Below are 12,573 nucleotides of genomic sequence, written 5' to 3'. Positions count from 1 at the left end.
CGTAGCCGCTGCCGCAGGCTGCGCTGGCCCCATGCCTCACTGGAGATTTTCAGTGGGGCTCAGGGCCAGCGCAGCCTGCGGCAGCGGCTACGTAGCTGCGGGGGCTGTTAGTGCAGTTTCAGGCGCGGCTCGGTGCCGCGGCCGATGCGGCTGCCGAGCATCAGCATCATGGTCTTGAAGGTGCCGTACAGCGCCATCTGGTGCATGCGGTACAGCGACACGTAGAACATGCGCGCCAGCCAGCCTTCCAGCATCACGCTGCCGGTCAGGTTACCCATCAGGTTGCCCACTGCAGAGAACTTCGACAGCGAGATCAACGAGCCGTAGTCCTTGTAGGTGTATTCCGGCAGCTCCTTGCCCTCGATGCGCAGCTTCAGCGACTTGGCCAGCAGGGACGCCTGCTGGTGGGCCGCCTGGGCGCGCGGTGGCACGTTGCGGTCGGTGCCTTTCTGCGGGCAGGCCGCGCAGTCACCGAAGGCGAAGATGTTCTCGTCGCGGGTGGTCTGCAGGGTCGGCAGCACTTGCAGCTGGTTGATGCGGTTGGTCTCCAGGCCGTCGATGTCCTTGAGGAACGCCGGCGCACGGATGCCTGCCGCCCAGACTTTCAGGCTGGCGGGGATGACCTTGCCATCGGCGGTCTTCAGGCTGTCGGGGCCCACTTCGCTGACCGAGGCGTTGGTCAGCACGGTGACGCCGAGTTTTTCCAGGGTCTTGTGCACCGGCCCGCCGATGCGCTCCGGCAGGGCAGGCAGCACCCGCGGGCCGGCTTCGATCAGGGTGATGCGCATGTTTTCCGGCTTGATCTTGTCCAGGCCATAGGCCGCCAGCTCGTGGGCCGCGTGATGCAGCTCGGCGGCCAGCTCCACGCCAGTGGCGCCGGCACCGACGATGGCGACGCTGATCTGGCTGTCCAGGTCGCTGTGGGCATGGGCGCGCAGGTAGTGGTTGAGCAGCTGCTGGTGGAAACGCTCGGCCTGCTTGCGGGTGTCCAGGAACAGGCAGTTCTGCGCCGCGCCCAGGGTGCCGAAGTCGTTGGTGGTGCTGCCCACCGAAATCACCAGGCTGTCATAGCCCAGGGTGCGCGCAGGCAGCAGCTCCAGGCCATTCTCGTCGATGGTGGCGGCGAGCTGGATCTGCTTGGCCGCACGGTCGAGGCCGCTCATGCGCCCCAGCTGGAACTCGAAGTGGTTCCACTTGGCCTGGGCCACGTAGTTCAGCTCGTCTTCCGAGGAGTTCAAGGAGCCGGCGGCCACTTCGTGCAGCAGCGGTTTCCAGATGTGCGTCAGGTTGGCGTCGACCAGGGTCACGCTGGCGGTGCCACGCTTGCCCAGGGTCTTACCCAGGCGGGTCGCCAACTCCAGGCCGCCGGCGCCGCCGCCGACAATCACGATACGATGTGTCATTCAAAGTACTCATAAGGTTTACGGAATTCTGTAGGTCAGTGGGAAGGGCGAGCGCAAGGCAGCTCAAAGCACCAGGTAACTGATCAGGCGGCTCAACAGGCCAAGGCCGATGGTGACGGCTACCGTCAGCACCAGGAGCATCCACGGCCGAAAGGGCCGGCGCTCGACTTTGTGCTGGGGCAGCTGCAGGTAGTGATCCACGCGTTGCTGATCTTCGGGATTCAGACGGCTGCTCATCATGGCCTCGCAAGGTAGACGCTTCTGACTGTAGGAAAAGTACAGTGTTCCCACCGCAAATCATACAACCATTCCACCCCCGTAGCAGCTGCCGCAGGCGGCGTCCGGCCCCCACGAGGTATGCCTGCAGGAACGCGTCGCCTGAGACGCGGCCTGGCGGCCGCTGCTACGGGGGTTAGAGGCTGATGCCCACATCAAACACAATACTGCGCCCCAGGTTACTGCGCAGGAAGTCCGGCGCATCCGGATGGGCGAACAGCACCCGGGCGAAGGTCGGGCCCACCAGCGACAGCGAGCGCCAGCCCTGGCGCAGGTACTCGGTAGGCGGCGGGAAATGGCTGTTGAGGTCCAGCACCTCGCGCTTCAGGCTGGCGAAGGCAATGATGTCCAGCTCGCCCAGGTCCAGGCCGCGTTCCTTGTAGTTGTGCGACTTCTTGCGCAGGGTGGGGGCCAGGCGCTGCAGCAGTTCCGGCGCGCCGATGCGCTTGGGCCGGGCCTCGCGCCGCACCAGCTGGGCCAGGGAAAAGGCGCTGCGGCGCCGTTGCAGCTCCTCGCGCCACTCGTCATTCAGGCGCCGGCCCTCGTCCAGCACGAAAAACACCTCGAAACTGGCGTCGCGGAACAGCACGTCGGGCGGCTCCTGGCCCGCCGGGTTGAACTCCTCGGCGCGGTACGGGATGTTCAGGCCTTGCAGCAGGCGCTGGCACACCCAACGCTCGCGCTCCCATTTGCGGGCATTGGATAGGAACGCATTGGCTTGTTCGGCCTGGATGGTAAGCAGGCGCAGGTAATCTGAGTCATCCATGCACACAAGCTTAGCGGGTCAAATGCGCTTTGCCGTGAATGACTTGCACACGCTGTGTCACGGTGTGGGGTGTAAACTGCCAACAAGCACATTCGCCAGAGGAACCTGCACATGAAGTTCTGGACCCTGTTGCTGCTCAGCCTGCTGCCCTGCTGGGCCATGGCCCTGGAGGTGGGCGAACGGTTGCCGCCGTGGACGCTGCTGGACCAGTTCGACGCGCCCTACAGCCTCAACGAAGACGCGCGCATTCTGCTGGTGGCCCGCGACATGGGCGGCGCCAAGCTGGTCAACGCCGCCCTGCAAGGCCAGCCCAAGGGCTACCTGGAAGGACGCAAGGCGGTGTTCCTGGCGGACATCCAGCGCATGCCGGCCTTGATTGCCAGGATGTTCGCGCTGCCGTCCATGCGTTCCTACGACTACCGCGTGGTGCTCGACCGCGAAGGCCGCATCGCCCCCAACTACGGCGTAGCCGATGACTCGGTGCTGTGGCTGGAACTGGACCACCAGCGGGTGGTGGCCCAGCACGCGTTCACCGACGCCGCTGCGTTGAAGACGGCGTTGGAACAGGCGCAAAAATGATCAGCGCGCAGGTGCTGTCCGGCGCGACGCTAAGCGTGGGCTGGTGCCTGTATATACCGGTGTTGGGCTGGGCTGCCTGGCGCGCACCCTGGGTTGAACTGTTCAGTGACAGCCGCCGCCAGCACCTGCTGTTCGGCACGGTGCTGGCGCTGTTCCTGCTGTGGCTGATGCGGCGCGATTTCGACACCGGGGTGTCCTACCATTTCATCGGCATGACCGCCGTGACCTTGCTGCTGGACTGGCCGCTGGCGCTGCTCGGCGGCCTGGCCGCGCAGATGGGCCTGGTGCTGCTGGGGCGCCAGGACCTGCTGGCCGCCGGCATCAATGGCCTGCTGCTGATCGGCCTGCCGGTGCTGGTGACGGAAGTCTGTGCCGTGTTGGTGGAGCGCGCGCAGCCGAAGAATCCCTTCGTCTACATCTTCTGCTCAGGGTTCTTTCCTGCCGCGTTGGCGGCGTTGCTGTGCGTGTTCGCCGGGCTGGGGCTGTTGTGGCTGGACGGGCGCTTCGCGCTGCCGGAGTGGATCTGGGACTTTGTCGGCTACCTGTGGTTGGTGATCTTTCCCGAGGCGTTCATCAACGGGGTGATCGTCACGGCGTTGGTGGTGTTTTGTCCTGAATGGCTGGAAACCTTTAACCGCACGCGGTACCTGGCGGCGCCGTGGAAGGATGAGTGATGCCCCCCCCGGATGGCGCGAGGAGCTCTGTAGCCGCTGCCGCCAGGCTGCGCTGGCCGGTGTGAACCCTGAAAATCTACAGTGGGGCACGAGGCCAGCGCAGCCTACGGCAGCGGCTACAGGGGTATATCAGTGCTCGCTGTGGGGCAGGTCGCCCGAGAACAGCTCATCCTCGGCGTCCGGCGCCACCGGGATCTTGTGTTCCTCGGCGGCCCAGGCGCCCAGGTCGATCAGCTTGCAACGGTCGGAACAGAACGGCCGGGTAGGGGTGGCCGCGGTCCATTCCACCGGCGCCCCGCAAGTGGGGCATTGTACGGTCAGGGGTTGGCTCATGATTGGCCTCCAGTCAACGTCAGGTAAAAATCATGCAGCCGCTCGACTTCGGCGCGCAAGGCGCCCAGGTCGCGGTCATTGACCAGCACGTCATCAGCGTGGCGCAGGCGTTCCTCGCGGGTAGCCTGGGCCTTGAGGATGGCCTGCACCTGCTCAAGGCTGGTGTTGTCACGGCGCAGGGTGCGCTCGATCTGCAGCGCCTCGGGCACATCGATCACCAGCAGGCGCTGGGCTAGCCGGTACTGCCCTGACTCCACCATCAGCGGCGAGACGAACACCGCATAGGGCGAAGTGCCCCTGGCCAGCGCCTGGGCAATCTCGGTGGCAATCAGCGGGTGCAACAGGCCTTCCAGCCAGCGCCGCTGCTCGGCGTCCTCGAAAATCAGCCGGCGCAGCGCCGCGCGGTCCAGCGTGCCATCGGCCTGCAATACCCCGGGCCCGAAGTGCCGGGCAATCTCGGCCAGGGCCGGGCGCCCCGGCTCGACCACCCAGCGCGACGCCTGGTCGGCGTCCACCACGTGCACGCCCAGCTCGGCGAAGCGCTCGGCGGCGGCACTCTTGCCGCTGCCGATACCGCCGGTAAGGCCCAGGATCCAGGGCGTCGAAGAAGCTGTAGTCATCAGAAACCAGCAAACTGCATGTAGGAAGCGGTTATTTGACCACCCCACAGCAATGCGATCCAGCCCGCAATGGCCAGATACGGCCCGAAAGGGATCGGCGTGCTGTGCGCAGCATTGCGCAGGCGCAGCAGGATCACCCCGAGAATGGCGCCCACCAGCGACGACAGCAGGATGGTCAGCGGCAACACCTGCCAGCCACCCCAGGCGCCGAGCATCGCCAGCAGCTTGAAGTCGCCATGGCCCATGCCTTCCTTGCCGGTCACCAGCTTGAATAGCCAGAACACCAGCCACAGCGCCAGGTAGCCGGCCACCGCGCCCCACAGTGCGTCGGGCAGCGTGGCAAACAGGCCGAACGCATTGACGATCAAGCCCAGCCATAGCAACGGCAGCACCAGCGAATCCGGCAGCAACTGATGGTCGGCATCGATCATGCTCATGGCCAGCAGGCCCCAGGTCAGCAGCATCATCGTCCCGGCGGCCCAGCCAAAGCCGAAATGCCAGGCAACGAACGCGCTCAACAGGCCACTGGCCAGCTCCACCAACGGGTAGCGCTTGCTGATGGGCGCCTTGCACTGGCTGCATTGGCCCTTCAGCGCCAGCCAGCTGACCACGGGGATGTTTTCCCAAGCGCGGATCTTGTGCTGGCAATGCGGGCAGGCCGAGGCAGGTAGCATCAGGTTGTAGCGCGGGCCCTCGGGCTCGGCCGGCAAGCCGAGGATGTCGCGGGCCTGGGCCTTCCAGTCGCGCTCCATCATTTTCGGCAGGCGGTGGATGATGACGTTGAGGAAACTGCCCACTACGAGGCCCAGGATCAGGGCGCAGAGGGTGAAGGCCACGGGGGAGGTGGCCAGGTAATCGGATAGGGGCATGTTAGACGACGTTGCCGAGTTGGAAGATGGGGAGGTACATGGCAACGACGAGGCCGCCAACGATGATGCCGAGGAAGCACATGATCAACGGCTCCATCAGGCTGGTCAGGCTGTCGACCATGTTGTCCACTTCGGTTTCGTAGTACGTGGCAACCTTGTCGAGCATCTCATCCAGGGCCCCGGACTCTTCGCCGATAGCCGTCATCTGGATGGCCATGGTCGGGAATACACCCGTGGAGCGCATGGAGAAGTTGAGCTGCATGCCGGTTGAAACGTCAGATTTGACCTTATTGACCGCGTTCTTGAAAACGATGTTGCCCGTGGCGCCAGAGACCGAGTCCAGCGCTTCTACTAGGGGGACGCCGGCGGCGAAAGTTGTTGAAAGGGTGCGAGCGTATCGCGCAACTGCGGATTTGTAGAGAATGTCGCCGACAACGGGCAGTTTTAGGACCGCACGATCGAGAAAATCCCTGAAACGTTGGCTTTTTTTATGGGCCTGTTTAAAGGCGAAGATGGCAGCAATCAACCCCAACAGTACCATCCACCAGTAGGATTGCATGATTTCCGAGAGCCCGATCACCATCAAGGTGAAGGCAGGCAGTTGCGCGCCAAAGCCCTGAAATACGATTTGGAACTGAGGTACTACTTTTATCAAGAGAATCGACGAAACAATAAGTGCCACCACCACGACGGCAATAGGGTAGTTCATTGCCTTGCGGATTTTGGACTTGAGCGCTTCGGTCTTTTCTTTATACGTGGCTACCCGGTCGAGTAGGGTCTCAAGCGCGCCGGCTTGTTCGCCGGCATGAACAAGGTTGCAATAGAGGTCATCAAAATACTGCGGTTTTTGCCGAAGTGAAGTAGCAAAACTGTTGCCGGCCGCGACCTCTTGCTTCAGTTCATCCACCAATTTTCGCATGTTGGGGTTGTCGAACCCTTCGCCGATAATCTCGAAGGACTGCAATAAAGGGACACCAGCTCGCATCATGGTTGCCATTTGCCGGGTAAAAAGCGCGATGTCCATGGGCTTGATTTTCTTGCCGCGCCCGAACAGCGATGCTGACTTTTTCCGCACTTTACTGGGGTTGATACCCTGCTTGCGTAGTTGAGCCTTGACCAATGCCAAATTGGTCCCGGTCAGTTCGCCCGTCACTTTGGTACCCTTGCGGTCCACGCCTTCCCACGCATAGGTGCTGACTTTTGCTGTTGCTGGTTTTGCCGCCATGACTTAGTCCTTGGTGACCCGGTTGACTTCCTCAAGGCTGGTAACACCCTGCATTACCTTCATCAGCCCTGAGGTGCGAAGGTCGTTGAAACCTTCCTTGCGTGCCTGGTCGCTGATCTCGATCGAGTTTCCTTCCTCCATGATCAAACGCTGAAGCGCTTGGGTGTTACGCACCACTTCATAGATACCCTGGCGCCCCTTGTAACCGCCGTTACACAGGTCGCAGCCCACAGGCTCGTAAATTTTGAAGGTACCGATCAAATGTTCAGGAAGGCCTTCCTTGATCTGCGTCTCTCGGGGGATGTGAGACTCTTTCTTGCAGTGTGGGCACAATTTGCGCGCTAGCCGCTGGGCGATGATCAAGTTTACCGACGTGGCGATATTGAAACCTGCAACTCCCATGTTCTGCAGGCGGGTGAGTGTTTCGGCAGCGCTGTTGGTGTGCAGCGTAGACAGCACCAAGTGGCCTGTTTGGGCAGCCTTGATGGCGATCTCGGCTGTTTCCAGGTCGCGAATCTCCCCGACCATAATGACATCCGGGTCTTGGCGCAGGAAGGAACGCAGAGCCTGGGCAAAGTCCAGGCCCTGCTTGGGATTCACGTTGACCTGGTTGATCCCCTCCATGTTGATTTCGACCGGGTCTTCTGCCGTCGAGATGTTGATGTCGACGGTATTCAGGATATTCAAGCCGGTATAAAGCGAAACCGTTTTACCTGAACCTGTAGGCCCGGTGACCAGAATCATGCCCTGTGGCTGGCGAAGGGCCTGCAGGTACAATTCCTTTTGCTCGGGCTCGTAGCCCAGTGCATCAATGCCCATTTGCGCGCTGGTGGGGTCAAGAATACGCATGACGATCTTTTCGCCCCATAGTGTGGGCAGCGTGTTGACCCGGAAGTCGATGGACTTGTTTTTGGATATGCGCATCTTGATGCGCCCGTCTTGAGGCTTGCGGCGCTCGGAAATATCCAGGCTCGCCATGACCTTCAAGCGCGCTGCAATGCGGCCAGCCAGGTTGATCGGTGGTTTCGCAACCTCCCTGAGCATGCCGTCTGTGCGCAGGCGGACCCGATAGCTTTTCTCATAGGGTTCGAAGTGCAGGTCTGAGGAACCTCCACGAATTGCATCAAGCAGCATTTTGTTAACGAAGCGCACCACCGGCGCGTCGTCGGCATCCTGCCCTGGAATGGGGCCGTCATCGTTATCATTAACGCTCTGTACGTCCAGGCCGTCCAGGTCTACGTCGGCCATTTCCTCAAGGCCGGTGCTGCCGTTGTCGAAGAATTTGTCGATGGCGTCCATCAGCTTGTCATCTTCGACAAGGATGGCTTCGGTGGTCAGCCCGGTACTGAACTGAATGTCAGTAATGGCTTGATGATTTGTAGGGTCGGAGACGCCGACAAATAATTTGTTGCCGCGGCGCCACAGGGGCAAGGCGTGGTGTTGGCGGACCAGTTTTTCACTGACCAGGCCCTTCGGTTGCCCTTCCTTGTCCAGCATGGTCAGGTCAAGAAACGATACGCCAAACTGTTCTGAAGCGATCTCGGCGATCTCGCGACTTTTTACCAGTTTATTTTGTACCAGGAAGTGTACGAGGGGAATGCGGTTGCGTTGAGCTTGCTGATACGCCTGTTGCGCACTCTTGTCGGTAAGCAGTTCAGCCTGGACCAAATGCTTGGCCAGGCCGGTGAGGGCGATATCGTTCATGTTGGCACCGGTCACATCTAATCGGTGTTTTATAGCGTAGTCGGGCTGCGGTGCCAAATGACTCGTTCAAGGGTGACAAAAAATGTCAGTTTCGACGTTATAGGGGCATGGTGTTGGCGGCCGCAGCGTCAGGTTCGCTCCGCAATTGCAAACTCCACGGCACTGGCACGAGGCTTGCTGGGAAGGTTTCAGGTCAAATGGCCTGCGGGCAAACACGGAGACGAGCTTATGAATAATCAGAAGGGTTTTACCCTGATTGAATTGATGGTCGTGGTGGCGATCATCGGCATCCTGGCGGCTATTGCTATTCCGCAATACACGCGTTACCAGTCGAAAGCCAAAGTTACCGCGGCACTTGGCGAGATTTCCGGCCTCAAGGCCGGGTTTGATGATGCTGTCAACTCCAACACTGCTGTAGCAAACGCTGCCGGCATCGGTGGTCAAGCCAGCAGCACCAACTGCAGCGCAATTACCGCATCGAGTGTTGCGGATGGTTCGGGTAGCATTGGTTGCACCATCACCAACGCGCCAAACGCCGTACAAGCGCATACTATCACCTGGACTCGCTCCAACGTGGGCGTGTGGACCTGCGCGACAGCAGGTATCACGGATCTGACCTTGGTACCAAAAAGCTGCGGCGGGAGCTGATAGCCCGGTTTGAATCAATGTATCTGAGCAGTGGTCCCTTGGACTGGAGTCATCGGGATGAGGGGCCAAAAAGGATTTACGTTGATAGAGCTGATGACCGCCGTCGCGGTCATCGGCATTTTGCTTGCAATTGCTATCCCCAGTTACATCAACTACTTGTCTAAAGCCAAGTTGACTGCAGCACTTCAGGAACTAACGGCCTTGAAATGGCCCGTCGAAGATGCCATCAATTCAAATATGCTCGCGCCGTCGCTCAGCGATATAGGGGTGAGTCAAACCTCCACTACAAATTGTGTGCTCTCCCTGGCAGCCGGGGCCCAGAGTGGTAGTGAGGTCATAAGCTGCACCTTGGTCAACCCTCCTTATCCTGTTATCGGTGGTGTTCTCATGTTGAGCCGGTCAAGTGCGGGAGTCTGGACCTGTACATCAAATCAAAACGTTGCAGCGAGCTACCTGCCCATTGGTTGTTCGCAGGCGGGCTAGTGAGTTGGAGGGGCTTGTGGCCAGGATTGAATCGGCACTCAGCTGATGCTAGCTTTACAGCGTGATTCCCCCGCCGGTGTAGCTCAGTCGGTAGAGCAGCGCACTCGTAACGCGAAGGTCGTAGGTTCGATTCCTATCCCCGGCACCATCTCCCCCCGCGCCACCAGCACCTTCCTCCCTCAATGCCGCGATATGCGATTGTTCGTGGTCATGTTCGTGGTATCGATCAACCAGATCCACTGGTCATCCGCCTTCACGTTGTTGCACTTGTTGCCATACGCCGCGTAGTTCACGCACAGGGTGCTTTCGGTCACTTGCCAGCTGCCTTTCTGCGGCCCGGTGCCACCCATGCTGAGCACGGCGGTGCCGTCGGCCTGGAAGGTCTCGCTGTAGGGTTGGCCGTCACGGTTGATGCCGCGGTGCGGGCGGCCTACCAGTGCGCTGCTGATGGCGTCGCCCTTGAGGTCCATGGCGTTGGCCGAAGGGTCGCGGGGGTCGTTGGTGCGTTCGTCGTGCATGGCGCAGCCGGCGAGCAGAATGACCAGGGCGGTCAAGCAGATCCCTTTCATGGTGAAGTACCTGTATTGGCTGGAGGGCCCACTGAGGGGAGATTTGCATATTCCAGCGTAGTCAGGGGAAGGGGCGGGGCTATGTTGATTGGCGATAGGGCGCGTGGCGGTGATGCGCAACGGTTCTGCATGTTTTCGGAACTAACCAGGGCGCGCGCGGTTCGGCAATGCAATGGCATTGCTATCGAGTTGATTGAAGAAAATTGCGCGCCGGACGTTAGTCAAATGCGATGATGGCCAAGTGCTCCAGCTGCGAAATTACCCACGTGCCACGTTTTCAGGGGGGCCTATGACCCGTACCTTTTTTCCTACGCCTTTCGAGCCCGCCAGCTGCGCCCAATGCCGCAACCTGGAAGCGCTGGATTTTGACTTCACCATGGCCTTCCAGCCCATCGTCAACGTGCGCAGCGGCCTGCTGTACGCCTACGAGGCGTTGGTGCGCGGGCCCAATGGCGAGTCGGCCGCCAGCGTGCTGGGCCAGGTCAATGACGGCAATCGCTACCGCTTCGACCAGGCTTGCCGGGTCAAGGCCATCGAGACGGCCGCTAGGCTAGGGCTTGTGGATATCCCCGATTGCAAGTTGAGCATCAACTTCCTGCCCAACGCGGTGTACCGCGCCGAAACCTGCATCCGCGCGACGCTGGAGGCGGCCCAGGCCTCGGCGTTTCCGCTGGAGCGGCTGATGTTCGAGGTGACCGAGGGCGAGAAGGTGGAAGACCCGGAGCATTTGAAGTCAATCTTCAAGGCCTACGAGCGCCAGGGGTTTACCACCGCCATCGATGATTTCGGTTCGGGCTATTCGGGGTTGAACCTGTTGGCGACGTTCCAGCCCCAGGTGTTGAAGCTGGACATGGCGCTGACGCGCAATATCGACAGTGACGGCGTGCGTGAGGCCATTGTGGCGGGGATCGTGCTGGTGGCGCAGCGGCTGGGGATAACCTTGCTGGCCGAGGGCGTGGAGACGGATGGCGAGCGTGATGCGCTGCTGGCGCTGGGCATTGAGTTGATGCAGGGCTATCTGTTTGCGCGGCCGCAGGTGGGCGCGTTGCCGCTCAAGCCACTGTAGCCGCTGCCGCAGGCTGCGCAGACCTTGAACCTCGCTGGAAATCTCCAGTGAATATCAGGGCCAGCGCAGCCTGCGGCAGCGGCTACGGGGGGCGTTAGCCTTCCTGGCGCCAACGCACGGTGTAGTGCGCCGCCACGCTGGTCATCTGCGGCTGGAAGTGGGTGTTGGTGATCAGGTATTTGTCCACCTGGCCGTTGTCCCGGTGGTGTTCCAGGGTGTCGCCGGCGCCGGCGTTGAGGGTTACTTCGTAGATCAGCGCCTTGTTGGGTTCGACCCGGGTCTGGAAGGGCCCCAGGCGGGTGCCGTCGATGCGGATGATGTAGACCTTGTCGGCCCCGGGGTTGAGCGTGTTCGTCACTGCGAGTACTCCAATACCTTCGTTCATCTCGTGGGTGGTGGTGTCACAGACTCAGGCGCATCGACAGGTCGATGGCCTTGACGTCCTTGGTCATGGCGCCGATGGAGATGTAGTCCACACCGGTCTGGGCAATGGGCAACAGGGTGCTTTCATTGATGCCGCCGCTGGCTTCCAGCTTGGCCTTGCCGGCGTTCAGCCGCACGGCCTCGCGCATGTCGTCGTGGCTCAGCTCGTCGAGCATGATGATGTCGGCGCCGGCGTCCAGGGCTTCCTTGAGTTCGTCCAGGCTTTCGACCTCGATCTCCACCGGCTTGCCGGGGGCGATGCGGTGCGCGGCGCTGATGGCCTGGGCAATGCCACCGCTGGCGGCAATATGGTTTTCCTTGATCAGGAAGGCGTCGTACAGGCCAATGCGGTGGTTATGGCAGCCGCCGCAGGTTACCGCGTACTTCTGCGCCAGGCGCAGGCCGGGCAGGGTCTTGCGGGTGTCCAGCAGCTTGACCTGGGTGCCGGCGACCTTGTCGGCCAACGCCTGGGCCTGGGTGGCCACGGCGGACAGCATCTGCAGGAAGTTCAGCGCCGTGCGCTCGCCGCTGAGCAGCGAGCGCGCCGGGCCTTCGAGGTGGAACAGGGCCTGGTTGGCGCTGGCGCGCTGGCCGTCGCTGACCTGCCAGTGCACGGCCACCCGCGGGTCGAGCTGGCGGAACACCGCGTCCACCCAGGCGGTGCCGGCCACCACGCAGTCCTGGCGGGTGATGATGGTGGCTTTTGCCAGGCGCTCGGCCGGGATCAGCTGGGCGGTGATGTCCCCGCTGCCAATGTCCTCGAGCAACGCACGGCGCACGTTGGCTTCGATCTCGGCAGTCAGGTCGGCGAGGCGTAGATTCGGCATAGCAGGCTCCACAGGCAAAGTGGCCGGATTATAGGGCAGTGATGCCCTGGCGCGAAGCCTTGCGAGCGGCTTGCGGCCCGGTGGCGCCAGGCTACGAAATAGAGCCGT

Annotated in this window: 16 protein-coding genes and 1 tRNA gene; 6 read left to right on the top strand and 11 right to left on the bottom strand. The window is 61.5% G+C overall.

Features of this window, described 5'->3' with window-relative positions; translation table 11 throughout:
* Positions 1-107 precede the first annotated feature (107 nt).
* The 3 genes from RAM80_RS12985 to RAM80_RS12975 all read right to left on the bottom strand — a co-directional run bounded on the left by RAM80_RS12985 (position 108) and on the right by RAM80_RS12975 (position 2,445).
* A complete protein-coding gene (locus tag RAM80_RS12985; RefSeq protein ID WP_416426938.1) occupies positions 108-1,403 on the bottom strand; it encodes an NAD(P)/FAD-dependent oxidoreductase in 1,296 nt (431 codons plus the stop codon).
* 63 nt (positions 1,404-1,466) lie between these two features.
* Positions 1,467-1,640, bottom strand: a complete 174-nt coding sequence (locus RAM80_RS12980) for a DUF3094 domain-containing protein (protein WP_416426937.1) — start codon at positions 1,638-1,640, stop codon at positions 1,467-1,469.
* Between the two features lie 175 nt (positions 1,641-1,815).
* On the bottom strand, positions 1,816-2,445 hold the full coding sequence (locus RAM80_RS12975; protein WP_416426936.1) for a DUF1780 domain-containing protein: 630 nt from the start codon (positions 2,443-2,445) through the stop codon (positions 1,816-1,818).
* Between the two features lie 111 nt (positions 2,446-2,556).
* On the opposite strand from RAM80_RS12975, the gene RAM80_RS12970 reads away from it, so the two are divergent.
* Both RAM80_RS12970 and RAM80_RS12965 read left to right on the top strand, forming a co-directional pair.
* Positions 2,557-3,024 carry a hypothetical protein gene (locus tag RAM80_RS12970; RefSeq protein ID WP_008371544.1) on the top strand — a complete coding sequence of 156 codons (468 nt, stop codon included), beginning with the start codon at positions 2,557-2,559 and terminating at the stop codon, positions 3,022-3,024.
* Positions 3,021-3,698: an energy-coupling factor ABC transporter permease gene (locus RAM80_RS12965; RefSeq protein ID WP_416426935.1), complete on the top strand. Its 678-nt coding sequence runs from the start codon at positions 3,021-3,023 to the stop codon at positions 3,696-3,698. Before RAM80_RS12970 ends, RAM80_RS12965 begins: the two co-directional genes overlap by 4 nt.
* A gap of 129 nt (positions 3,699-3,827) precedes the next feature.
* On the opposite strand, the gene yacG is transcribed toward RAM80_RS12965, so the two are convergent.
* The 5 genes from yacG to pilB are packed head-to-tail and all read right to left on the bottom strand — an operon-like array spanning position 3,828 to position 8,449.
* Entirely contained in the window at positions 3,828-4,031 is a 204-nt protein-coding gene (gene yacG / locus RAM80_RS12960) for a DNA gyrase inhibitor YacG (RefSeq protein ID WP_416426934.1), read from the bottom strand.
* Positions 4,028-4,651, bottom strand: a complete 624-nt coding sequence (coaE, locus tag RAM80_RS12955) for a dephospho-CoA kinase (protein ID WP_416426933.1) — start codon at positions 4,649-4,651, stop codon at positions 4,028-4,030. The genes yacG and coaE overlap by 4 nt, the downstream gene beginning before the upstream one ends.
* Complete coding sequence (locus RAM80_RS12950; RefSeq protein ID WP_416426932.1) at positions 4,651-5,520, bottom strand: prepilin peptidase; 870 nt, start codon at positions 5,518-5,520, stop codon at positions 4,651-4,653. The genes coaE and RAM80_RS12950 overlap by 1 nt, the downstream gene beginning before the upstream one ends.
* 1 nt (position 5,521) lies before the next feature.
* Positions 5,522-6,745 carry a type II secretion system F family protein gene (locus tag RAM80_RS12945; protein ID WP_416426931.1) on the bottom strand — a complete coding sequence of 408 codons (1,224 nt, stop codon included), beginning with the start codon at positions 6,743-6,745 and terminating at the stop codon, positions 5,522-5,524.
* A 3-nt stretch (positions 6,746-6,748) separates the two neighbouring features.
* Complete coding sequence (gene pilB, locus RAM80_RS12940) at positions 6,749-8,449, bottom strand: type IV-A pilus assembly ATPase PilB (RefSeq protein ID WP_416426930.1); 1,701 nt, start codon at positions 8,447-8,449, stop codon at positions 6,749-6,751.
* A 228-nt stretch (positions 8,450-8,677) separates the two neighbouring features.
* Here pilB and RAM80_RS12935 point away from each other — a divergent pair, with 228 nt between their 5' ends.
* From RAM80_RS12935 to RAM80_RS12925, 3 genes are all read left to right on the top strand, one after another.
* Positions 8,678-9,097 (top strand): pilin, encoded by a 420-nt coding sequence (locus tag RAM80_RS12935; RefSeq protein WP_416426929.1) that lies wholly within the window; start codon positions 8,678-8,680, stop codon positions 9,095-9,097.
* A gap of 57 nt (positions 9,098-9,154) precedes the next feature.
* A complete protein-coding gene (locus tag RAM80_RS12930; RefSeq protein ID WP_416426928.1) occupies positions 9,155-9,580 on the top strand; it encodes a pilin in 426 nt (141 codons plus the stop codon).
* 72 nt (positions 9,581-9,652) lie between these two features.
* A tRNA-Thr gene (locus RAM80_RS12925) sits at positions 9,653-9,728 on the top strand.
* A gap of 31 nt (positions 9,729-9,759) precedes the next feature.
* Here RAM80_RS12925 and RAM80_RS12920 read toward each other — a convergent pair.
* Positions 9,760-10,149, bottom strand: coding sequence for a hypothetical protein (locus RAM80_RS12920; protein ID WP_416426927.1), 390 nt, complete (start codon positions 10,147-10,149; stop codon positions 9,760-9,762).
* Positions 10,150-10,438: 289 nt separating this feature from the next.
* Between RAM80_RS12920 and RAM80_RS12915 the strand changes: the two genes are divergently transcribed.
* Positions 10,439-11,215 (top strand): EAL domain-containing protein, encoded by a 777-nt coding sequence (locus RAM80_RS12915; protein WP_416426926.1) that lies wholly within the window; start codon positions 10,439-10,441, stop codon positions 11,213-11,215.
* A 94-nt stretch (positions 11,216-11,309) separates the two neighbouring features.
* Here RAM80_RS12915 and RAM80_RS12910 read toward each other — a convergent pair whose 3' ends face one another.
* The gene (locus RAM80_RS12910) at positions 11,310-11,573 is read right to left on the bottom strand and encodes a hypothetical protein (protein WP_416426925.1); all 264 of its coding nucleotides are present in this window, start codon (positions 11,571-11,573) and stop codon (positions 11,310-11,312) included.
* A 43-nt stretch (positions 11,574-11,616) separates the two neighbouring features.
* Entirely contained in the window at positions 11,617-12,465 is an 849-nt protein-coding gene (nadC, locus tag RAM80_RS12905) for a carboxylating nicotinate-nucleotide diphosphorylase (protein ID WP_416426924.1), read from the bottom strand.
* Positions 12,466-12,573: the final 108 nt, after the last annotated feature.

It is taken from the genome of Pseudomonas sp. App30 (assembly GCF_047947025.1).
In the GTDB taxonomy this organism is placed as follows: domain Bacteria; phylum Pseudomonadota; class Gammaproteobacteria; order Pseudomonadales; family Pseudomonadaceae; genus Aquipseudomonas.
This window is presented reverse-complemented; position numbering and strand designations above follow the sequence as displayed.